We start from the raw sequence: 22,412 nt of genomic DNA, 5'->3' as shown, positions 1-22,412 counted from the left end.
CCTTACTCTCTTTTAGTTAAAATTGTGCAGTCACACCTAATCGGAATGTTCTTCCGGGTGCAGGCATACCTGATCGCGTTAAAGGATCAATGTAGTATTCGTTTAATAAATTACTGCCTGTTATTTCAAAAGATAAATTAGGGCTATACTGATAGTTAATATAAGCATCAACGGTAAAGACTTTTGCCCAACGCATTGGGTTGTTATTTCTGCCATACATTTCTCGTGGTAATTTTTCTTTTAGCCATTTTTCATCTTTATTTTCCACTTCTGATGAATAAAGCCAACGACTTCCAACTTCTAATTTATTATCTAACCAACGAGTACCTAAATGTAAATTAACCGAATATTTAGGTTGGATAGAAGTACGTAAAAAACCACCGGGATAACCCCCCGTCATACATTGTTTAACACCTAATAACCCTGAAGGATCGTAGTTACTAAAGGCATTTTTATCACATACTTTATTTTTATGGCTATAAACTAAAGCCGTATCCATAAAAATAAAGCCATTATCAAAGCGAGCTTGAACCTCTAACCCCTCTAATATTTGCTTTTCAAATTGCCTAATTTGCCAATTCGCATCTCTATCAAACACATTTTCAATATTGGTACGAAAATAGTTAATTTTAATATCGGCATGGCGCTCCACATTTAGCCAATCTGTCAAATCAAACACAACACCTAACTCAGCACTTTTCGCACGCTCGGGTTTTAATTTAAAACCGTAATAACGCGCTTTTGACCCAGAAAAACCACTGGTATCTTCAAATAAACTGGGTAACCGTAGCTGCTCAGTATAACGTCCATAAAAACGCAATATATCGTTGGCATATACCGTCGCAGACACTAAGGGTGAAAATGCGCCATGATGATAGCTGGCCTCTGGTGCAAAACTATCTTTATCATCATCAAGATAAATAGGTATTGGATTAGAAACGCCCATTTCATATTTATTAACTAATTCACCTGTAATTGGATCAGGTACTTTTTCATTAATATTAATATAACCGTTTAACAAAATATTATTGCTTTTTAATAACTCTCCATCTTCATCAAGACCCCAATATAATAACTCTGTTTTCATTGGTCTCATAGTAGTAGAGTTGAAAACAACATTTCCATTCTCATCACGGAGATATGTTCTATTTTCAAAATGCATTTGTTTTGAGATTTTTATTTTACGATTAATTTCTTTTTTTATATTATCAGGTAGTTTTTCATACTCTGGATGAGTTAATTTATACGCTTGTACTATCCTTCTTTTTTCTCTAAGTTCAGGATCTCTTATTACTCTTTTATATTTTTCTGGTAACTGTTGTTCCGTAATTCCACATAGAGTGCCAACTAAATAACACTCTTCCTGTGTCAATGTTCTTTTATAACTTACTATATATCCTCTAATAGAGGGAGTTTTCTCATAACCTTTTACGTTATTCCTTCGCTTATTATTTAAAAAAGTATCTGTTAAATGATAATAATGGTATTTCCCACCCGCAGTAATGGCTAACCAAGAAAGTGGCTTCCAATCTGTGGAAAGGGCTAAGTTAATTTCATGACGTTGTCCTGCTCTCCCTGAGGTAACAAAATCAAAATTTTCAGGAATTTTAATTTCATCACTGTCTAATTTTTCAAATTGATAATTACTGGAAAATGAAATAGAAAATTGAGGCGATAATTTAAATATCGAAGATAAATCCACGCCATAGCGATTGTTCTCTTGATAAAGAGATGCTGTATCAATAAAACGGGTATCTACTTTTGCATCCCATTTAGATAAATACCTTTCGTCATAATCAATCTCCATTGAGACTCTGGGTTCACCACCACGAGTATTCGTATGCCCTGAAGTTAAATTACCCCATAAACGTAACAGAAAATCCGCTTGCTTATCTTCTGGTTTCCACTGATAAGTTAATATTCCCGCCTGTTGATTAATCGTTGCTAGTGGCCATTGAGTCACGACATTTTTTTCGTAACGAGCCCACTCTAATCTCAGAGGCATAATATCGCCAAACAGTAAGTCTGTGTATCGATAGTTAATCGAAAAACGGTGTGTTGATTCGGGGAATAATGTTCCTTTTACTAAAAAGGAACGATTACGACTGGAGGTATTAGGGACTTCATTACCAGGACGATAAATATGGGCAATAAAAGGAACATAAGGCGTTAACCTTAATTTATAATCAATAGAATGGATTGCCTTCATATCATCCGTTTCGAGATAAGCTTCTGTATTTCTTTTTCCTGCTAAATAATTTCCTTTTTCTCGTAATGCATAGGTAAATAATAAATTAAATTTTTCTTTTTCAAAACCAATCCCAAGTCGAAATGAATGATCATGAAAGTGCCAATCTTTATTTTTTTGAGGGGTTATTTCTAAAGCTGGATCAACGACCTTTGAACCATGATGATAGAAATAAGGATAATTGCGATAATCTCCGAGCATATCTAAATAGACTTCTTTATACCGTGTGGAGTTATTACTAATATCCCCTTTAAAGTTAATACCAAAAGAATCGCCAATAGGTACAATATCTCGAATATCTAAGGTTTTTACTGCAATACCCCCACCAATACCGGTTTTCATATCAGGTGTTAATGAGGGACCTTTTTCAATATAGATACTGCTAATCAGATTAGAATCAATATAATTACGATTAGATGCGCCACTATAACCTCGATAAACAGTAATTGCCTGCTCTGTACCATCGACAGTCACAGGTATTCTACCTTGCCCTTGAATACCTCGAATATTAGGATCAAGCGCTCCCCCATTACGCGCTTCGCCACTATAAACACCAATGGCGCTTTTTAGTAAATCAGCGGGAGAAACGCCTTGATAACGCTCTAATAGCTCTTTTCCTAAATAAACATTAGAAACATCTTTCTCATAAACTTGTGAATAACCCTGTTTATCTTTTTCTTTATTATCAGAAATCTGAATATGACCAAGATCGGTTTTATCTTCTTTGGCTTGCAGATAAAAGCAAGGAGAAAATAGCGATAGAGAAACGAAGATTGAAACAATTTTTCGCTTTCTAAAAAGCATTACATGCATTGTTTTACCTATTCAATTAATAAAGGAAGTCACTTATTTAATTAAAATTGTTTTTCTAATTTAAATAACACTTCATGTTGCTGATATTGATATAACCAATCCACATTGCTTAATCTTCGGGTATAACGTAATTCCATTGTGGGATAACACCCTAAAACAAAAGGTGATTTGCTTTTAATATTGGTTGTAAAAATAAAACCATTGTCTTTTCTTCTCTTTTTTAATAAAGGGTTATAGTTATTAAAATATTTAAATTGATGCTGTAAAAAAAGAGAGATATGCCAATTAGCTGACAATGGATAATAAACGCCAGTTTTTATACCATACAGCTGATAATTTAATAAAGTGTTTTTTTTACGATCTAACTGATAATTTAATTGATTAACTAAGTGTATTCCATTATTAAAATAATAGTTATGGTAAGCACTATAACTTACTCGCTTACTATTTAAATTATTTAACGTTTTTTGATATTTCTTTATTTTATAATCCAAGCTTAAATTAATAGTTTGCTTTTTATTAATAAAATAGGAAAGCTGTGTTTCATTTCCCCATGCTTGATATTCATATTGTTCCCGTGATGATTTTATTTCGTAATAAGGTGTTATTGACCACTGATATTGCGGTTTTTGATAGCGGTAGCCCAGTTGTGTATATAATGCAAAAAAATTGGCATTACGGTGAGAGTGATAATCTATATATCTAGCATAAGTATAAGAAGAAAAAGTATGGTGAGAATAAATAATAAAAGGTTGATAAAAAGAAAAATAATGAGTAATTCCTGTAGATGCAATAGGTTTTGCACCTCTTAGCGTCGTTTTTCTTTGAGTGGATTGAGAAATAATTTTTTCAGATAAGTAAGGTGCATGGTTAATATTATCATCATAAAAAAAGCCAAGTTGATAGAAACGTTGGCCTTGAAAATAAGAGGCTAACTTAACCTTATAAAACTCAATAGATTGGATAATATCTTTAGATAAATCAACAATGTTGCTCAGTTGATTAAGTTGTTTCTGTGCTTTTTTATATTCTCGTAAATGAAAATAAAGTTGAATTAATCCTGTTTGGGCTGGGATAAAATCGGCTTTTTGCTTAAGTTGTTGCTGATAATAAAATTCAGCGTTTAAAAAATCACCTCTATTTTGTGCCAATAACGCCTTTGCATAATTAACAAGTAATGCTTCATGTTGGGGTTGTTGCTGATAATAAAGCAGTAATTTTTCTGCTTTTCGCCACTGTTGCTGTTGCAAATAGTGATAAAGTTGCTGACCTACTTTAGCTGTACTCGTTGTTTCAAGATAAAAAAATAACTTGTCGCGACTCTCTTTTGCGCTCCCATTAAATGAAAATACAATGAGCAATACAGCCAGTAACCCTCTGGTTAAAAGTTGATCATAATTCATGGTATATCCTTATAAAAACAAAAGAACAATTCCTTTAAATCGGCTTAATTTAGATAAAAAAAAACAGATAACCCTATACCAGATTATCTGTTGCTAACATTTAGCGTAATGACCACTAATACCACTTTTAAAGAATTAACCGATTGTATTACCAAATAAATCTATAATGTTATTTTTGAAAAAATCAAGAAGCGTCCGTGCTTGCTGTCATTTATTCACTGTCACTGCTATTTTTCGTACCACCAAAACTAATGTCTTTTTTATGATCTGAACTAAACACCACAATACCCGCTAATGCTTCTGCACTTTCACCAAAGAAAGCGCCTTCAACAACCCCTGATGTTGACCCTTCATTTGCATCTGCAGAAAACGTCACTTGGTTATTTGCGGTATAAAGATTTCCTCCTGCTAAATCAACCGTACGTTGGCTATTAGTCAGCGAACCTTCGATTTTCTTTTGTGAAAAATCAACATCAAACGAACCTGAAAGTAAGTTACTACCACTGTATTGGCTAATACCCGTTACCGTATAAGTGGCACTATCTGCTGGTAATGTGGTTGTAACATCTTTACCGACATAATAGGTTTGGTGTGTCGCATCCGTTGCTGATGTTGTTTTTGCCCAGTCACCAAAATAGACATTGGCATCCGTGATTTTGGAAAAGTGGAAAACCCCCATATCACTATGTTGATGATTAGATTGAACTGTATAAATTCCATTACTATCCGCTCCACTACTCATTCTTGGCGAGGTTAATGAAGCAAAACCAATTTTTTTCCCACCTCCTACTGTACTAATACCAACACCCGGCTCTCCACCTGGTATTTGACTATGACCACGCTGTATAGCATCACTTGCACCGACTTTCATTGTCGTTAAAGGGCCACTTTGATTAGAGTGAATTTCAGCATGTACTGCATGAGAGCCCATTAATATAAATAATGCGCAGACTAATTTATTACGTTTATTCATAATAACTTCCTTATTATTCATTGAAGGGTGTGGCTACTTATTATAAATAGAAATAACAAGTAGCCACTTACAGAAATATTGATATTTTATCTATCGTTCCAGCTTCACTTACGAATATAAAGTTTGCTGTGTTGTTCGTAGGTAATATTAAATAAATCTCTTTTATTGTAAATAACACATTTTAATTAGAGAGATTTTAATTAACCCTATTTATGTTATGAGAATTAAATTAATTAAATGATTTACTTTGATTTTTTATTTAAACACATAAAAAACAAATAAATATTTCATGTTTATTTCTGTGAACAGTCTCGCAATTATTTATCTTTATTTGTTTTAAGACTAATTAATATTTATTAGGTATTTTAGCTTTATTATAAATTATATGTTAGAAATATAATCATTACTCAAATTAAAAACCTTTTTCATTCACTATATTTTATTTATTTCCTCATAAATTATTTTTATAAAGATATCACGATCTTTATTCTGAATATTATTATTCCAAATAACACCTATTTCCCATTGTGTATACAAACCAGACAGTGGCAATAAAGTGACTTTTTGTTTGTCACAAATAAGTTCTGCATTTTTAGGCACCAATGCCATACCTAATCCTGCGGCAACTAATGCTAACTGCGTTTGAATATCTTGTGATTGTTGTAATACACGAGGTTTGATTTGATGATGTTTTAGAAAATCATGGATTTGTTGATACAGTTTTTTTCCTTTTTCAGGAGACAACTGAATAAGCCCAAGCGTATTAAAGTAGTGGAGTGGATCATCATCAGCCTCTAGCACCATAATAGTTTGCGTGGGGATTGCTAACATTAATCGCTCTTGCACTAATGAAATACTTTTTAGTGGCTCTGTAACCGGTAAACGTGAAAATGCCAGATCAAGCTCACCCAAAAGTAATTTGTCTTCCATTGTGTTAGAAGGCATATCATCAATATGAACAGTAATATCAGGGTGAACACGATTAAATTTTGCCAATAATGGTGTAATAAAATTTAATGAGGACAGACCAAATCCTGCATACAGCTCTACTTTTTGAGGTGCACTTAATTGGCGAGCTTGTTTTTCTAGAATACGGGCTTCTCTTAAGACTGACTGAGATTGACTCAGTAAATACTGTCCTTCAGGGGTTAATTTTGCGCCGTGACGCCCACGCTGAAAAAGAGTGACACCCAACTGAGATTCTAATGTTTTTATCTGTTTAGTGAGTGCGGGTTGGCTAATAAAAAGCCTTGATGAAGCTTCACCAAAATGTTCTGTTTCAGCTAAAACAACAAATGCATTCAATAAACGGGTATCCATGATTAATTATTGATCCTATCTTATTTTTCCTTTTATTATTCTAACATAGAATAAATAAATAAAATTAATAACCAACAGCAATACATTAATAAGTAAAACAAATAAATTAAATTGAGATTATTCTTTAACCAAAACAAAAACAGCCAACAAAATGAAAGCTGTTTTTTTATTGAATTACTCTTTACCAAATCGAACTGAAATAGGATCTTGTTCATTTCCTAATCTTGTCGTTAATATCGAATAAAGTTCAGGTCTTCGCCCTGTTAGCCAACGTCTTCCTGTTGAATTTTCTAATAATGTAAGATCAAGATCTGCAATCACCATATCATCATCAATTGCTTTGCTCTCTTTTATTACTCGTCCATAAGGGTCAATGATCATCGCATTACCTGTGCGAATTTCTTCCTCATCACGGCCTACACCATTACTAAATAACACAAACATGCCGTTATCATGGGCTCTTGCTGGCAACCAACGCATTAACCAACCTCTTCCATACTCTCCTTGAAATGCCTCTTGTAATGATTTGGGATCTTGATGTCGATTTTCCCAAAGTGTCATAGGGATCGGCTTCATACTATGTGGACTACGTGAATTTGTTCCACCTGTTTGATGAGGTGCGAGTAAAATATCAGCACCTAATAATGCATTAGCCCGTGCATTCTCAACCAAATTATTATCCCAGCAAATTAATACTCCCATTTTAACGCCCCAAGGGGTTTCAAATACGGTGTATTGCTCACCACTTTTGATGATCGGATGTTCGAAGGCATGTAATTTCCGATGCTTATGCAAAGAGCCGTCAGGCATACAAACAACCCATGTATTATAGAGTGTATTATCTTCTGCTTGCTCAATAAGCCCGACACCTATCGCCATTTGATACGCTATCGCTTTTTGTTTGATTAACGCTAAAGACTCACTATCAGAAACACGCTCGCTTAATGCATAGACCGCATGTTCTGGCAATTGAGGAACGTGCCAATATCCAGTAATACACATTTCAGGAAGCACTAATACATTCACCTGCTGACTGGCTGCACTATCTATAAATTGATGGATTTTCGCTAAATTATAAGCTTTGTCGTTTGCTTTATGCTGAAACTGCACTGTAGCAACGTGTAATGTTTTAGATGTATTCATACGTTTCACCTATTAAGCCTGATATCTCTATCAATATAAAAACGTATTTATTGCTTAAAAGATAATCACTTATTCTCTATTTTTGATAACCATTTGGAATGAAATTAGATAACAGCAAGAAATAACAGGGTTATACACCTCTGTTTCACGGAACAATTACCTTATTTTTTGGCATCATAATGGCAATAAAGGAGTATTTATGTCTGCTAAGTTCCTATTTATAATTCTTTCATTGTTAGGATTATCTGTTTCCTGTTTAGCGGGAGATGGCTTAGTGGATAGAACATGGCCAGCTTCTGGATTAGATACACAAAGCTATCGGCAAGCATTAAGACAGCCAACGGCAAGTTCTCGATATACTCTTTTTAATATCACACCAGATATGCCCGTTCCGGGTGGTGCAAGCCATTCTGATCCTCAAGGCATTCGCTATATTGCAATGAAATATGGTCCTTATGGTCAACCGGAACACTACAAAACCTACCAAATTATGTTTTCTCACTATTCAAATAGTAGTACGAAGAAAATTCGCTATTTAGGTGAACTATATACCGTTGTCGGCGATATCTATTTGATTGATCCTTTTGCAACAACCAATGAATGGCAACGTGGCCGTAGCCAAATCGTCGAAGAGTATTATGAGATATTAGATGCTCACGGAAATAGAACAGGCAAAGGATTACGCTTTAATAATTGGGATAAACCAATTCATATAACTAAATGGTCATCAAATTAATATACTCTTAATCAATATTCCTTTTTGTTAACTCTCTCTTAATGTCATCATTTTTTCTTTTATTAAAATAAGTACTTTGAATATTAACCTACGTTAATACTTTCTAAGTTTATATAAATAAAAAAAATATAAGAATATCAATAACTGACATTATTCTCTTAATTTCTATTTAATTTAATTATTTCTTTATATAGAAGTTTAATTCAAAGAAAAGTTAGTTTTTATTTCACTTATCTATTTAAAATAATCATTAGCTTATGAAAATCATAGAATATTATTTCAAACAGTTTCGAACTCTCGCATTGCCTGATCGTGTGTATTTAAAGAACAAGTTTATACGTAACTTAGGTTATCAGCCTAACTTTAAAATACCGACATCACTTAATGAAAAAATTAATGCTCGTATGCTATTCGATAGAAATCCAATTTATACGCGCTTAGCTGATAAAATCAAAGTCAGAGATTATGTGATAGAAAAGATTGGCCCACACTATCTTGTTCCTATCATTAACACCTATTCTCATCCTGATGAAATCGATATTACTCAACTTCCTTCACGTTTTGTACTCAAATGTAATCATGACAGTGGTAGTACAATCATCTGCCTTGATAAAACCACTTTTGATTTTGAAAAAGCAAAGAAAAAGCTTCAGTTTCATTTAAAACGTAATCTCTATCCTGTCACGCGCGAATGGCATTATAAAAATATCAAGGCTCAAATTCTCTGCGAAGAATATATTGATTTATTTGATACACAAAAGCCAATGATACCAACAACTTGTCGTCTTCACTGTTTTAATGGTCAGCCTCTTTATGCTGAAATTGATATTTCTGACACCAAAGGGAATGAGTATATTAATGTGTATGATACAAATTGGCAGTTACAACCTATCACATTAGAAGATCCCAACACTCCAGAACATGTTGAAAAACCAGCTCAATTTGAAAATATGTTGCAATTAGCCGCTAAAATGGCAAGTGACTTTAATTATTGTCGAGTTGATTTTTTAATGTCTGAAAATAAGCTTATCTTTAGCGAAATGACTTTTACTCCAAATGCAGGACGTATCCCCATCAAACCTAAAGAGTGGGATTACAAATTAGGTGCATTGTGGTCATAATCGGCTGACTACGTTTATTAATAAATTAATTAACTATGAAGAATATCGTAATTACACATTTTCAGTCCCGTACTGATTTACTCGAAAAAGCAGAAAAAATGATAGGAGCTCATTGGCCTGCTTTTATGATGGGAACATCGGTTAATGAAAGCTATTGGGATCGCTTATATGCACCTCCTTTTTCTGATTATCAATTTCTCGCAGTATTAAAAGAAAACGATCAAGAAGAAGTCGTTGGTGTAATAAACGCTGTCGCTTTACCTTGGGAACACAACAGTTTTGATGCACTTCCTGATAATGGCTGGGATTGTGTATTTGAATTAGGTATGCAAGCAGATGAAAAACAGCTCCCATGCCAACTTATTTCAGCATTATCTGTAACCGTTGATAACCGCTATCGTGGCCAAGGTATTCCCCAGCTTTTAATTAATGCATTAAAAGTATACGCAAGAAAACAAGGTTATCTTGGTGTTGTGGTTCCCGTTCGTCCCACATTAAAACACCGCTATCCACTGCACTCTTTTGAAGAATATTGCCAATGGCAGAATCATAATAATGAACCTTTTGATCCTTGGATACGGACACACTGGCGATTAGGTGCAAAGGTTATCAAAATAGCCCCACAGTCTATGAAAATCGAAGCCCCGATAGAAACGTGGGAACAATGGACGTCGCTACAATTTCCAACAAATGGTGATTATGCCATTCCTATGGGGCTTGCGCCGGTGAGTATTGATATTCAACACCAATTTGGCACTTATCTTGAACCCAACCTTTGGATGTTCCACGATATTAATTAGTCAATCAGTCGTTGTGGATGAGTAAACACTGTTGCTCTTCCGCGACGACAAAAACCCACCAGCGTCACATTGTATTTATTAGCCACTTCAACAGCTAAAGAGGTTGCCGCAGAAACAGCGAATAAAATTTCTGCGCCACACATAGCAGCTTTTTGCACCATTTCATAACTGGCTCGACTAGAGACTAATACCGCACCTTCATTCCATTTTTCTTGTGCTTTCATACCTAAAAGCTTATCAAGTGCAACATGACGACCAACATCTTCACATCCCCCTTGCATTTCACCTTCTGGCGACAACCAAACAGCGGCATGAGTACAACCCGTTAGCTCTCCAATTTCTTGAACGGTTGTCATCTGCTCTAACGCTTTATCAAGGTTTGAAAGTGAAAACGTTTGTGTAAAAGGTAACGGCGTAATAGGACGGAAAATCTCTTCCAGTTGTTCAGTTCCACAAATACCACAGCCAGTACGGCCAGTCATATTGCGACGACGTTCTTTTAATCCCATAAAACGTCGGCTTGATAATTCAACTTGAACTTCAATGCCACCGTTACAACTTTCCACAATTTCGATACTGCGAATTTCATTAGAAGATTCTATAATGCCTTCGGATAAAGAAAATCCGACAGCAAACAACTCTAAATTTTTAGGGCTTGCCATCATAACGACGTGAGAAATTCCGTTGTACACTAATGCAACAGGAACTTCGAGTGCAATATAATCGTCTTCTTGTCTGCTAAGCGATCCTTTGTGTTGCACAATTGTTTGATCTACGCCAATGATTACACGTTTAGTTAACAATTTTGTCGATTTTGTTTCATCCATAAGATGAATTCCTAAATTTATTAATACATAATAACAATACGGGTAAAACGATTTTACACTACCTATCAGGCAATGAACCTGATCCTATTAAGGATAATAGGAATAAAAAAACAATCAGCTCCATTTTCGTGAAGAAAATCAGAGTCAGTAAAAGCAATGTATGATGAGGAGAGACCCCATGCAGGTCAGCAGAAGACAGTTCTTTAAGATCTGTGCTGGCGGTATGGCAGGTACTACAGCGGCGGCGCTCGGTTTTGCACCAGCAGTTGCGCTAGCAGGTTCACGTCAGTATAAATTACTGAGAGCCCGCGAAACCCGCAATACCTGTACGTACTGTTCTGTCGGTTGTGGACTATTAATGTATAGTCTGGGCGATGGCGCGAAAAACGCAAAAGAAACGATATTCCATATTGAAGGTGACTCAGACCATCCAGTAAACCGTGGTGCATTATGCCCTAAAGGTGCTGGTCTTGTGGATTTCATCCACAGTGAAGGTCGTTTAAAACACCCTGAATACCGTGCACCCGGCTCGGATAAATGGGTAAAACTCTCATGGGAAGAAACGTTTGATCGTATTGCGCGCTTAATCAAAAAAGACCGCGATGCCAACTTCCAGAAATTCAATAAAGAAGGTGTAGAAGTCAACCGTTGGTTAACAACGGGTATGCTTTGCGCCTCCGCAGCAAGTAATGAAACTGGGTTTTTAACTCAGAAATTCTCAAGAGCTCTTGGGATGCTAGCTGTCGATAACCAAGCGCGTGTCTGACACGGACCAACGGTAGCAAGTCTTGCTCCAACATTTGGTCGCGGTGCGATGACCAACCACTGGGTTGATATGAAAAATGCCAACCTTATCGTCGTTATGGGCGGTAATGCGGCAGAAGCACACCCTGTGGGATTCCGCTGGGCGATGGAAGCTAAAATCCATAATAACGCCAAGCTAATTGTTATTGATCCTCGCTTCACCCGTACTGCGGCTGTTGCGGATTTCTATACGCCTATCCGTTCTGGTACTGATATTACGTTCTTATCGGGCGTTATCTTATATCTGCTCGAAAATAAGAAATATCAAAAAGAATACGTTGAGGCTTATACCAATGCTAGCTTGATTGTCCGTGAAGACTATCATTTTGAGGATGGTTTATTCAGCGGATATGATGCAGAAAAACGTAAATACGATAAAACCACTTGGAACTACGAGATGGATGAAAATGGTTTCGCAAAACGCGATACCACATTACAACATCCTCGTTGTGTCTGGAATCTGTTAAAACAACACGTTAGCCGTTATACGCCTGATGTGGTTACTCAGATTTGTGGTACACCAAAAGATGATTTCTTAAAAGTCTGTGAATATATTGCTGAAACTGCGGCGAAAGATAAAACAGCTTCTTTCCTGTATGCATTAGGCTGGACTCAACATACCGTTGGTGCCCAAAACATTCGTACCATGGCGATGATCCAATTACTGTTAGGTAATATGGGTATGGCGGGTGGCGGTGTTAACGCACTACGTGGTCACTCCAATATTCAAGGCTTAACTGACCTCGGTCTATTATCTCAAAGTTTACCAGGCTATCTAACGTTGCCTTCTGAAAAGCAGACTTCATTAGAAACCTACTTAGCTGCGAATACGCCAAAAGCGACAGTACCAGGACAAGTTAACTACTGGGGCAATTATCCTAAATTCTTCGTCAGTATGATGAAGACATTCTATGGCGATAATGCTCAACGTGATAATGATTGGGGCTTCTCACTGTTACCTAAGTGGGACAAACCTTACGATGTTCTACAATACTTCGACATGATGGATAGAGGTGAAGTCAACGGCTATATCTGCCAAGGCTTTAACCCAGTTGCATCATTCCCGAATAAGAACAAAGTTGTTCGTTCATTATCAAAACTGAAATTCCTTATCACAATGGATCCGCTAAACACTGAAACTTCATGTTTCTGGCAGAACCACGGTGAAGAGAACGACGTTAAAACAGCAGATATCCAGACAGAAGTCTTCCGTCTGCCAACAACCTGTTTCGCAGAAGAAGACGGTTCTATCGTTAACTCTGGTCGCTGGTTACAGTGGCACTGGAAAGGTGGTGATGCCCCTGGTATTGCTATCCCTGATGCTGAGATTTTATCAGGTATTTTCCATCGTTTACGCCAACTCTATAGAGAAGAAGGCGGCGCGATGCCAGAGCAGGTGTTGAATATGACTTGGGATTACTTTGATCCTGATAATCCAACATCGGCAGAAGTGGCACAAGAAAGTAATGGTAGAGCATTAGTCGATTTAAAAGACGCTGATGGCAATATCATTCTGAAAAAAGGTCAACTGCTTAGCTCGTTCGCTCAGTTACGTGATGATGGTACAACAGCAAGTGGCTGTTGGATCTTCGCTGGTAGCTGGACAGAGAAAGGCAACCAAATGGCTAACCGTGATAACTCCGATCCATCAGGATTGGGTAATACATTAGGTTGGGCATGGGCATGGCCTCTTAACCGTCGCATTATTTATAACCGCGCATCGGCAGACCCACAAGGTCAACCATGGGATCCTAAACGTAAATTAATCGAATGGGATGGCAGCAAATGGACAGGTATTGATGTACCTGACTATAGCAACGCTGCACCGGGTTCTGATGTTGGTCCATTTATTATGCAGCCGGAAGGTATGGGACGTCTGTTTGCTATCGATAAAATGGCAGAAGGCCCATTCCCTGAACACTATGAGCCAATTGAAACACCATTGGGTACTAACCCGCTGCATCCAAATGTAGTTTCAAACCCAGCAGCGCGTGTCTTTAAAGATGACTGGAAAGATATGGGTAAAGCAGAAGATTTCCCATATGTCGGTACAACTTATCGTCTGACAGAACATTTCCACTTCTGGACTAAACACGCGCGCTTAAATGCGATTATTCAGCCACAACAATTTATTGAAATTGGTGAGCGTTTAGCCGCAGAAAAAGGCATTGTTCAAGGCGATACCGTTAAAGTCAGCTCAAAACGTGGTTATATCAAAGCGAAAGCGGTGGTCACTAAACGTATTAGAACCCTTGATGTTGATGGACGCAAAGTGGATACCATTGGTATTCCTATTCACTGGGGCTTTGAAGGTGTTGCAGTGAAAGGCTTTATTGCGAATACATTAACGCCATTCGTTGGTGATGCGAATACACAAACGCCTGAGTTTAAAGCGTTCCTTGTTAATGTGGAAAAGGTGTAAGGAGATAAATTATGTCACTGCAATCCCAAGACATTATTCGTCGCTCTGCTACCAATTCCCTCACTCCCGCGCCTAAGGTGCGGGATTACAAGGAAGAAGTGGCAAAACTTATCGACGTAACAACCTGTATCGGCTGTAAAGCCTGTCAGGTTGCTTGTTCTGAATGGAACGATATTCGCGATAAAATTGGCACTAACGTCGGTGTTTACGATAACCCAACTGACCTAACCGCGAAATCATGGACAGTGATGCGTTTCTCTGAAGTTGAAGAGAATGGCAAACTGGAGTGGCTAATTCGTAAAGATGGTTGTATGCACTGTGCTGATCCAGGCTGTTTAAAAGCCTGTCCAGCAGAAGGCGCAATCATTCAATACGCTAATGGTATTGTTGATTTCCAATCAGAACATTGTATTGGTTGTGGTTATTGTATTGCAGGTTGTCCTTTCGATGTGCCTCGCATTAATGAAGAAGATAACCGTGCTTACAAATGTACGTTATGTGTTGACCGTGTCGAAGTCGGTCAAGAGCCTGCATGTGTGAAAACTTGCCCAACAGGCGCGATTCATTTTGGTTCGAAAGAAGCCATGATCAATCTTGCTAATGAGCGTGTTTCTGAACTGCAAACTCGTGGTTACGACAACGCTGGTCTTTACGATCCACAAGGTGTGGGTGGTACACACGTGATGTATGTTCTCCATCATGCTGACAAACCAAATCTGTACCACGGTTTACCAGAAAACCCAGAAATTAGCTCTACCGTTAAATTCTGGAAAGGTATTTGGAAACCATTGGCTGCCGTTGGTTTTGCCGCAACCTTCGCGGGTGCAATTTTCCACTATTTAGGTGTCGGTCCAAACCGTACAACTGAAGAAGATGAAGAAGAAGCACTCAAAGAGATGGAAGCATCTTCTAAAACACAGACTTCTGTGAATAAGGAGGAGCAGAAATGATGAAGAAGAAAGGCGATAAAATTCTTCGCCACACCGCTTCTGAGCGTATTAACCATTGGTTAGTAGTGATTGTATTTCTGTTTACTGCTATCAGCGGATTGGGTTTCTTCTTCCCATCTCTGAACTGGTTCATGAATATTTTAGGTACACCAGAACTGTCGCGTTTGTTACACCCATTCGTGGGTAGCGTGATGGCGTTCCTCTTTCTCTTTATGTTCTTCAGATATCTGAAGCACAACTTTATTGATAAAGATGACTTAGTCTGGGCTAAAAACATTCATAAAGTACTGCAAAATGAAGAAGCTGGTGATATTGGCCACTACAACTTAGGTCAGAAGGGCATTTACTGGACATTAAGTATCAGCCTGATCTTACTAACAGTCAGTGGTGTTATTATTTGGCGTCCTTATTTCGCAGAGTATTTCTCGATCCCAGTGATCCGAATTGCCTTATTAGTTCACTCATTATCAGCAATCTTACTGATAATCACCGTATTTGTTCACGCTTATGCGGCATTCTGGGTGAAAGGTTCAATTCGTAGCATGATTGAAGGCTGGGTAACTCGTGGTTGGGCTAAAAAGCACCACCCTCGTTGGTATCGTGAAATTCTCGAAGAAGAGAAAAAAGAAGCCGAAAAGCAGTCAGAGAAATAATGCCCTAAAGCATATTTCAGAACAAACGGAGGCTTGTAAGCCTCCGTTTTTTATTCAATTTACGTCTGATTTTAAGGCGTAAAAAACAATAAAATCACGCTATTATTACCCACTGTCATGGCTTCGTATCTGTATTTGATTTATTCTGAAGCCAAACCCTGTGGGTATTCACTATAAAATTTATGATAATAGGAAGATAGAACGTTATGAGTATTCGCATCGTTCCTAAAGAGCAATTAGGTAAAGAGCAATCAGAAAAAGGGATCAGTTTCATTCCCCCCGTATTATTCCCTAATCTGAAAAACCTTTATCAACGTCGTGCTGAACGTTTTCAAACACTAGCAAAAGATAACCCTTTCGCAGACTACCTTGAATTTGCAGCAGAAATTGTCAAGGCTCAAGAAAAAGCACTTCATGACAATCCGCTTGTCATTGATCTTGCTCCACTCCTTGCACAACAAGTTGGCGTAGCGCCTTTAGATAGAAAAACATTTAAACGCAGTAAACATTGGCATGCTTTATTAGCCTCGATTATTGCTGAATTACGTCCAGTTGTGCCTGAAAGTGCCACTATCACTTTAGAAAACCTCTCTAAAGCTTCTGAAACTGAATTAGAAGAGATGGCAACAGCATTACTCAATGATGAATATTCAAAAGTCTCAGCAGATAAATCTGTCTTTATTTGGGCAGCACTGTCTCTTTACTGGGCACAATTAGCAGCAAATATTCCGGGTAAAGCGAAAACAGAATACGGTGAAAATCGTCAATTCTGCCCAGTTTGTAACAGTATGCCAGTGGCAAGCATGGTACAAATCGGCACAACACAAGGTTTACGCTATTTACACTGTAATTTATGTGAAACACAGTGGCATGTCGTACGCATTAAGTGCACCAACTGTGAATTAACAGGCAAATTAAATTACTGGTCTTTAGACAGCGAAAATGCCCCAGTAAAAGCAGAAAGCTGTGGTGATTGTGGAAGCTATCTGAAAATTTTATATCAAGAAAAAGATGCCAATGTGGATGCTGTCGCTGATGATTTAGCGTCTATTGTCCTTGATGCAAAAATGGAAGAAGAAGGCTTTGCTCGTAGTAGCATTAATCCATTCCTGTTCCCAAATGAATAATAATTAGGTATTAGCATGACAAATGATACGCGCTCACTTTATAGCCAACTGCCATCTATTGATAAGTTACTGCACCAAGCAGACATTCAAGCCCTTGTGGCTTCTTATGGACAGACATTTATTGCAGAGCATTTACGAAAGTTACAAGAAGAAGCGCGTATCATTATTCGTCAAAAAAACGAGTTACCACAATGGCACAACCATTGGGCTGATGAATTAAAAAATCGCATTACATTACAACGAAAATCTTCGATTAAACCTGTTTTCAATTTAACGGGTACCGTTTTACACACCAATCTAGGGCGTGCATTAATGGCAGAATCCGCCATTGAAGCCGTTAGCCAAGTTATGCGTTCACCAGCAACCTTAGAGTATTCTCTCGATGGTGCTTCAAGAGGACACCGTGATCGCGCTATCGCTGATTTGTTATGTGAATTAACAGGAGCCGAAGATGCCTGTATCGTAAATAACAATGCAGCGGCTGTTTTATTGATGCTTGCAACAATGGCTCCAAATAAAGAGGTTGTTGTTTCTCGCGGTGAATTAGTTGAGATAGGTGGTGCTTTTCGTATTCCTGATGTAATGACACAAGCAGGATGTACACTCAAAGAAGTCGGTACAACAAACCGAACTCACCTTAAAGATTATCGTAACGCCATTAATGAAAATACGGGTTTGCTAATGAAAGTTCATACTAGCAACTATTGTATTCGAGGCTTTACAGCTGAAGTACATGGCGATGAACTTGCTGCGCTTGGTAAAGAGATGAACTTACCAACCGCTATCGATTTAGGCAGTGGCTCAATGACTAATTTAGCTGCCTTAGGTTTACCTTCAGAGCCAATGCCACAAGATTATCTGCAACAAGGCATCGACCTTGTCACCTTCTCTGGCGATAAACTGTTAGGTGGCCCACAAGCAGGGATAATCCTTGGTAAAAAAGTGTGGATTGAGGCTATTCAGCGCCATCCTTTAAAACGTGCATTACGTGTTGATAAAATGACATTAGCTGCTTTAGGCGCCACATTACGCCTTTATCAGCAACCTGAAAAAATGGCTGTTGAGATCCCGACATTACGTTTGTTAACTCGGACACAAACAGAAATTAATGATATGGCGCAACGGTTATTGCCTCATTTTCAGGCATATTATGGGGATAACTACCATATCACGATATCCTCATGTGCTTCTCAAATAGGCAGTGGTTCGTTACCTATTGAAAGTTTACCGAGTGCAGCACTTACCTTTGAAGCCAAAGATGGAAAAGGTAGCCAGTTAGATGCGCTAGCTGCGCATTGGCGTAATTTAGAAAAGCCAATTATTGGTCGAATTACTGATGGTCGCCTGTGGCTTGATCTGCGCTGTCTTGAGGATGAAAATGCATTAATACAGGCACTTTTACTATGATTTTTGCGACAGCAGGTCACGTAGACCACGGAAAGACCACACTTATACAGGCCATTACTGGGGTAGATACGACCCATTTACCTGAAGAGAAAAAACGAGGCATGACCATTGATTTAGGTTATGCCTATTGGCGTCAAGATGATGGAACCTCAATTGGTTTTGTGGATGTTCCCGGCCATGAGAAATTCCTTTCAAATATGCTCGCGGGCGTCGGTGGGATCTCTCATGCACTATTAATTGTGGCTTGTAACGATGGCGTTATGGCACAAACCATCGAACATATTTCTATTTTACATCTTGCTGGCTGTCCTCAAGTTACCGTTATTCTCACCAAAGCAGATCGCGTTACACCTGAGCGAATTGAAGAAGTTCGTTCACAAACAATCGATGTATTAGCCAATTTAGGCTGGCAACAACCTGATATTTTTGTCACTTCAGCCCCTTCAGGTGAAGGTATTCCAGCGCTTCGTAACTACCTTGTTGAGTTGCATCAGCAAGAGCAACAACACCCTCAATGGCATAAACGTTTTCGTTTAGCAATAGACCGTGTTTTTAGCATTAAAGGGGCTGGCTTAGTTGTCACGGGTACCGCACTTGCAGGACAAATCTCTGTTGGTGATACCTTTTGGCTAACTGGTGCAGATAAACCAGTAAGAATAAGAGCCTTACATGCACAAAATCAGCCCGTAGAGAGTGCGGGTGCAGGTCATCGTATTGCCATTAACATCACAGGTGATGTCAGTAAAGAAAATGTCTCTCGTGGTGACTGGTTGCTTTCTCAAGCACCTAACTATCAATCTCATAAAATATTAGTCAGTTTAATTGGAGATGAACCTTTAAAGCATTGGCAGCCTGTACATATTCACCACGGTACACGCCATATTACAGGTCGTGTTGCTCTTTTAAATGATGCTAATGAAATACCACAGTTAGCTGAGCTTATTCTTGATGAATCCCTTTGGCTGGTGGATAACGACAGACTTATCTTGCGCGATATCAGTGCTCAACGCACTTTAGCCGCCGCAAAAGTCTTACATTTGCACTCACCACGTAGAGGTAAACGACAAGCTGAATTCTTAACTTGGTTACACCAACTTAATAGCGCAGACAGCGTTAGCGCCAATTTAGCGTTATGTTTACCAAAAGGTGAACTCTCTCTAAGTCAATTTGCTTGGGCTCAGCAATTAACTGAGAGTGCACTAACTCAGTTATTAGAAACCTTTGATTTAGTCAGCGTTGCAGGCGTTATTCTTTCTAAAGAAAATGCTGATAATGCAAAACAGAAATTACTCGATACCCTTGCGGAATATCATCAACAACATAATGATCAAATGGGTGTGGGTCGTTCTCGTTTAAAACGGATGTCACTACCGACTTATCATGATGAATTGGTCTATCACTTAATAGATCAATTACGTAAAGAAGGTGCTATTAGTCAAAGTCGTGGTTGGCTTCATCTCCCAACTCATGGTCTTGCTTTTTCCCCAGAACAAGATGCGTTATGGCAAAATGCCAAAGTCTACTTTGAGCAATCTGAACCTTGGTGGGTACGTGATCTAGCCAATGAAATGAAAAATGATGAGAAGGTGATCCGCTCATTATTACGTAAAGCGGCGCAATTAGGTTTAATTATTCCGATTATTGCCGATCGCTACTATACACACCAAACAATAGAAAAATTTGCATCTATCATTGTGAAATATAATGAAAACAATGGCAGTGTTACCGCAGCGGATTTCCGTGATGAATTATCCGTTGGGCGTAAATTAGCAGTGCAAATTTTAGAGTATTTTGATCGCACGGGTTTTACTCGCCGCAAAAAAGATCTTCATATTTTACGAGACAAAGGGTTATTCTAAATACAGATGTTAATTTAGGCTAAATAAAGTTATTTAGCCTATTTAAGGTTATCGCCTACAATATTTGTAAAATATCCCTTTATTCTTTATCGCTATACTCGGAAGAGACATGAAAAAAATATTAGGAAGTGCTTATCTTGCACTTATTCTTATAGCATCACTCTTTATTGTTTTTGAGAAAGTAACGTTTATTTATACTGCACTTCTTTCTGTAGGTGCTTATTTTATTCTTTTTTCTCTTTGCTTTATTTTATCTGCTCGTGTCTTATTTTCGGCTATTACCACCGGTACACTCTTCCTGATAACTAAGTTTATTAATCAGCTCAAAGTCCATTATTACAAAGAAACATTAATGTTCTCTGACTTTGATCTGGCTTTTGATAGCTCGAATTTAGGGACATTAGGCCATTATTGGGAAGCCGGTGTTGCATTGATTGCGATGCTAATATGGCTTCTTATCAATATGTCCATCGCTTGGCGTTTTTCCCAAAAATCACGCCCAGCCTTACGTATAAGTAGCCTACTCTTAATAGTCATTGGGTTTACCACTATCCATTTCACCGTAGAAAAATGGCAGGCTGAATGGGAAGGCACACTTCCGGGTGGACGAGGTACTGTCACTAATTTAATTATGTCTGGCTACCAAACGGCTTATCACCCTCCTTATTTCAAGGAAGATGCAGATTACTTTCTTGAACAAGCGAACAAAACCGTGTTACCAGAAACACAGACAGACATAAAACCTGACATTATTGTTTTATTACAGGAATCGACAGTTAACCCTCATATTTATCAATTTAATACAGATGTTGCACTGCCTGATTTATTTATGTTCCAAAAAGATGAAGGTGTGAGTGCACAAAGCCCTTTACGTGTACAAACCTTTGGTGGTGGTACTTGGCTTTCTGAATTTTCTGTATTAACAGGGCTAAATACGGATGATTTCGGTGCACGCAAAAACTCCGTATTCTATTTTGTTGTCGATAATCTTAATGAAAGTTTATTCCGCCAACTAAAAGCTGAAGGTTATTACACTGTTTTACTCACCCCGTTTAATCGTAGTGCTTACCATGCAGGTTACGCTTATGAAAAAATGGGAATTGATGAAATCATTCAACCTCAGGAGCTTGGCTACCCGGGAACATTAGAGGAAAACCTCTGGAAGATATCGACAGTAGATATGCTGGGTTACGTTGAAGAGGTACTGAAGAAACGTACAGACAAACCCTTGTTCATATTCTCATTAACTATGTATGAACATGGCCCTTATGACGAATCACACAGAGATATGTACCAAATTGCAGGTCATACAGAAAGCAGTAATGCACCGGGTAAATTTAGCCACTATATGGAAAAAATAATTACCAGTGATCCGGCAATTAAAGATTTCTCTAATTTTGTCGCCCAAAGAGAAAAACCGACAATGTTTCTCTATTTTGGTGATCATCAACCTAATATTGAGCTAAATAATTACCAGTCACCATTTACTAACCCCGCACATATCACTCAATTCACATTGAGAGACAACCTAACGCAAGGTGCGTCACTTTCAACGGGTGAGTTAACGGATATTAGCTTCTTAGGTGGCATGATACTGGAGCGTGCTCGTTTGCCATTATCTCCTTTCTACAAAGCAAACATTCAAATGCGCCATTTATGTGAAGGTAAATTAAATGACTGTGAAGACGAGAAATTAGTTAACAGTTATAAAAATTATATCTATAACAAACTTAAAGTTGCAGGTAGTACAGATAATTAATTTTTATTACCTGAATAAAAGATGATCGGGATAATAAATTCAAAAAG

The 22,412-nt window shown here is 37.9% G+C and carries 16 protein-coding genes; 10 read left to right on the top strand and 6 right to left on the bottom strand.

What is annotated here, in order from left to right; all coding sequences use genetic code 11:
• Positions 1-16: 16 nt before the first annotated feature.
• The 5 genes from NBG71_RS17395 to NBG71_RS17375 form a co-directional block, all read right to left on the bottom strand.
• Positions 17-3,061: a TonB-dependent receptor domain-containing protein gene (locus NBG71_RS17395; RefSeq protein ID WP_250917047.1), complete on the bottom strand. Its 3,045-nt coding sequence runs from the start codon at positions 3,059-3,061 to the stop codon at positions 17-19.
• 41 nt (positions 3,062-3,102) lie between these two features.
• Positions 3,103-4,464 carry a surface lipoprotein assembly modifier gene (locus tag NBG71_RS17390; RefSeq protein ID WP_250917046.1) on the bottom strand — a complete coding sequence of 454 codons (1,362 nt, stop codon included), beginning with the start codon at positions 4,462-4,464 and terminating at the stop codon, positions 3,103-3,105.
• Positions 4,465-4,675: 211 nt separating this feature from the next.
• A complete protein-coding gene (locus NBG71_RS17385) occupies positions 4,676-5,437 on the bottom strand; it encodes a Slam-dependent surface lipoprotein (protein ID WP_191901684.1) in 762 nt (253 codons plus the stop codon).
• A gap of 432 nt (positions 5,438-5,869) precedes the next feature.
• Positions 5,870-6,757 (bottom strand): LysR family transcriptional regulator, encoded by an 888-nt coding sequence (locus tag NBG71_RS17380; protein ID WP_191901683.1) that lies wholly within the window; start codon positions 6,755-6,757, stop codon positions 5,870-5,872.
• Positions 6,758-6,931: 174 nt separating this feature from the next.
• Positions 6,932-7,900 carry a nitrilase family protein gene (locus NBG71_RS17375; RefSeq protein ID WP_191901682.1) on the bottom strand — a complete coding sequence of 323 codons (969 nt, stop codon included), beginning with the start codon at positions 7,898-7,900 and terminating at the stop codon, positions 6,932-6,934.
• A 199-nt stretch (positions 7,901-8,099) separates the two neighbouring features.
• On the opposite strand from NBG71_RS17375, the gene umoA reads away from it, so the two are divergent.
• The 3 genes from umoA to NBG71_RS17360 all read left to right on the top strand — a co-directional run bounded on the left by umoA (position 8,100) and on the right by NBG71_RS17360 (position 10,557).
• On the top strand, positions 8,100-8,636 hold the full coding sequence (gene umoA / locus NBG71_RS17370) for a UmoA family flagellar biogenesis regulator (protein ID WP_099659545.1): 537 nt from the start codon (positions 8,100-8,102) through the stop codon (positions 8,634-8,636).
• Between the two features lie 257 nt (positions 8,637-8,893).
• Positions 8,894-9,757, top strand: a complete 864-nt coding sequence (locus NBG71_RS17365) for an ATP-grasp fold amidoligase family protein (RefSeq protein ID WP_075673725.1) — start codon at positions 8,894-8,896, stop codon at positions 9,755-9,757.
• A 35-nt stretch (positions 9,758-9,792) separates the two neighbouring features.
• Positions 9,793-10,557, top strand: a complete 765-nt coding sequence (locus tag NBG71_RS17360; RefSeq protein ID WP_191901681.1) for a GNAT family N-acetyltransferase — start codon at positions 9,793-9,795, stop codon at positions 10,555-10,557.
• Here NBG71_RS17360 and fdhD read toward each other — a convergent pair.
• The gene (gene fdhD / locus NBG71_RS17355) at positions 10,554-11,384 is read right to left on the bottom strand and encodes a formate dehydrogenase accessory sulfurtransferase FdhD (protein WP_109419596.1); all 831 of its coding nucleotides are present in this window, start codon (positions 11,382-11,384) and stop codon (positions 10,554-10,556) included. The genes NBG71_RS17360 and fdhD overlap by 4 nt on opposite strands.
• A gap of 178 nt (positions 11,385-11,562) precedes the next feature.
• Between fdhD and fdnG the strand changes: the two genes are divergently transcribed.
• The 7 genes from fdnG to NBG71_RS17320 all read left to right on the top strand — a co-directional run bounded on the left by fdnG (position 11,563) and on the right by NBG71_RS17320 (position 22,365).
• Positions 11,563-14,610 carry a formate dehydrogenase-N subunit alpha gene (fdnG, locus tag NBG71_RS17350; RefSeq protein WP_143484136.1) on the top strand — a complete coding sequence of 1,016 codons (3,048 nt, stop codon included), beginning with the start codon at positions 11,563-11,565 and terminating at the stop codon, positions 14,608-14,610.
• 11 nt (positions 14,611-14,621) lie between these two features.
• Positions 14,622-15,560 (top strand): formate dehydrogenase subunit beta, encoded by a 939-nt coding sequence (gene fdxH, locus NBG71_RS17345; RefSeq protein ID WP_099659548.1) that lies wholly within the window; start codon positions 14,622-14,624, stop codon positions 15,558-15,560.
• Positions 15,557-16,213, top strand: a complete 657-nt coding sequence (gene fdoI / locus NBG71_RS17340) for a formate dehydrogenase cytochrome b556 subunit (RefSeq protein ID WP_075673730.1) — start codon at positions 15,557-15,559, stop codon at positions 16,211-16,213. The genes fdxH and fdoI overlap by 4 nt, the downstream gene beginning before the upstream one ends.
• Before the next feature lie 206 nt (positions 16,214-16,419).
• Entirely contained in the window at positions 16,420-17,340 is a 921-nt protein-coding gene (gene fdhE / locus NBG71_RS17335; protein WP_075673731.1) for a formate dehydrogenase accessory protein FdhE, read from the top strand.
• A 15-nt stretch (positions 17,341-17,355) separates the two neighbouring features.
• Complete coding sequence (gene selA, locus NBG71_RS17330) at positions 17,356-18,747, top strand: L-seryl-tRNA(Sec) selenium transferase (RefSeq protein ID WP_196576235.1); 1,392 nt, start codon at positions 17,356-17,358, stop codon at positions 18,745-18,747.
• Positions 18,744-20,606, top strand: a complete 1,863-nt coding sequence (selB, locus tag NBG71_RS17325) for a selenocysteine-specific translation elongation factor (protein WP_250917045.1) — start codon at positions 18,744-18,746, stop codon at positions 20,604-20,606. The genes selA and selB overlap by 4 nt, the downstream gene beginning before the upstream one ends.
• 109 nt (positions 20,607-20,715) lie before the next feature.
• Positions 20,716-22,365, top strand: a complete 1,650-nt coding sequence (locus tag NBG71_RS17320; protein WP_196576234.1) for an LTA synthase family protein — start codon at positions 20,716-20,718, stop codon at positions 22,363-22,365.
• Positions 22,366-22,412 lie beyond the last annotated feature (47 nt).

Source organism: Proteus sp. FZP2095 (assembly GCF_023701425.1).
GTDB classification, from domain to species: Bacteria; Pseudomonadota; Gammaproteobacteria; order Enterobacterales; family Enterobacteriaceae; genus Proteus; species Proteus cibarius.
This window is presented reverse-complemented; position numbering and strand designations above follow the sequence as displayed.

Coding starts and splice junctions, on each gene's coding strand:
- NBG71_RS17395 (WP_250917047.1), bottom strand. CDS start 3,061: ATGCATGTAATGCTTTTTAGAAAGCGAAAAATTGTTTCAATCTTCGTT.
- NBG71_RS17390 (WP_250917046.1), bottom strand. CDS start 4,464: ATGAATTATGATCAACTTTTAACCAGAGGGTTACTGGCTGTATTGCTC.
- NBG71_RS17385 (WP_191901684.1), bottom strand. CDS start 5,437: ATGAATAAACGTAATAAATTAGTCTGCGCATTATTTATATTAATGGGC.
- NBG71_RS17380 (WP_191901683.1), bottom strand. CDS start 6,757: ATGGATACCCGTTTATTGAATGCATTTGTTGTTTTAGCTGAAACAGAA.
- NBG71_RS17375 (WP_191901682.1), bottom strand. CDS start 7,900: ATGAATACATCTAAAACATTACACGTTGCTACAGTGCAGTTTCAGCAT.
- umoA (WP_099659545.1), top strand. CDS start 8,100: ATGTCTGCTAAGTTCCTATTTATAATTCTTTCATTGTTAGGATTATCT.
- NBG71_RS17365 (WP_075673725.1), top strand. CDS start 8,894: ATGAAAATCATAGAATATTATTTCAAACAGTTTCGAACTCTCGCATTG.
- NBG71_RS17360 (WP_191901681.1), top strand. CDS start 9,793: ATGAAGAATATCGTAATTACACATTTTCAGTCCCGTACTGATTTACTC.
- fdhD (WP_109419596.1), bottom strand. CDS start 11,384: ATGGATGAAACAAAATCGACAAAATTGTTAACTAAACGTGTAATCATT.
- fdxH (WP_099659548.1), top strand. CDS start 14,622: ATGTCACTGCAATCCCAAGACATTATTCGTCGCTCTGCTACCAATTCC.
- fdoI (WP_075673730.1), top strand. CDS start 15,557: ATGATGAAGAAGAAAGGCGATAAAATTCTTCGCCACACCGCTTCTGAG.
- fdhE (WP_075673731.1), top strand. CDS start 16,420: ATGAGTATTCGCATCGTTCCTAAAGAGCAATTAGGTAAAGAGCAATCA.
- selA (WP_196576235.1), top strand. CDS start 17,356: ATGACAAATGATACGCGCTCACTTTATAGCCAACTGCCATCTATTGAT.
- selB (WP_250917045.1), top strand. CDS start 18,744: ATGATTTTTGCGACAGCAGGTCACGTAGACCACGGAAAGACCACACTT.
- NBG71_RS17320 (WP_196576234.1), top strand. CDS start 20,716: ATGAAAAAAATATTAGGAAGTGCTTATCTTGCACTTATTCTTATAGCA.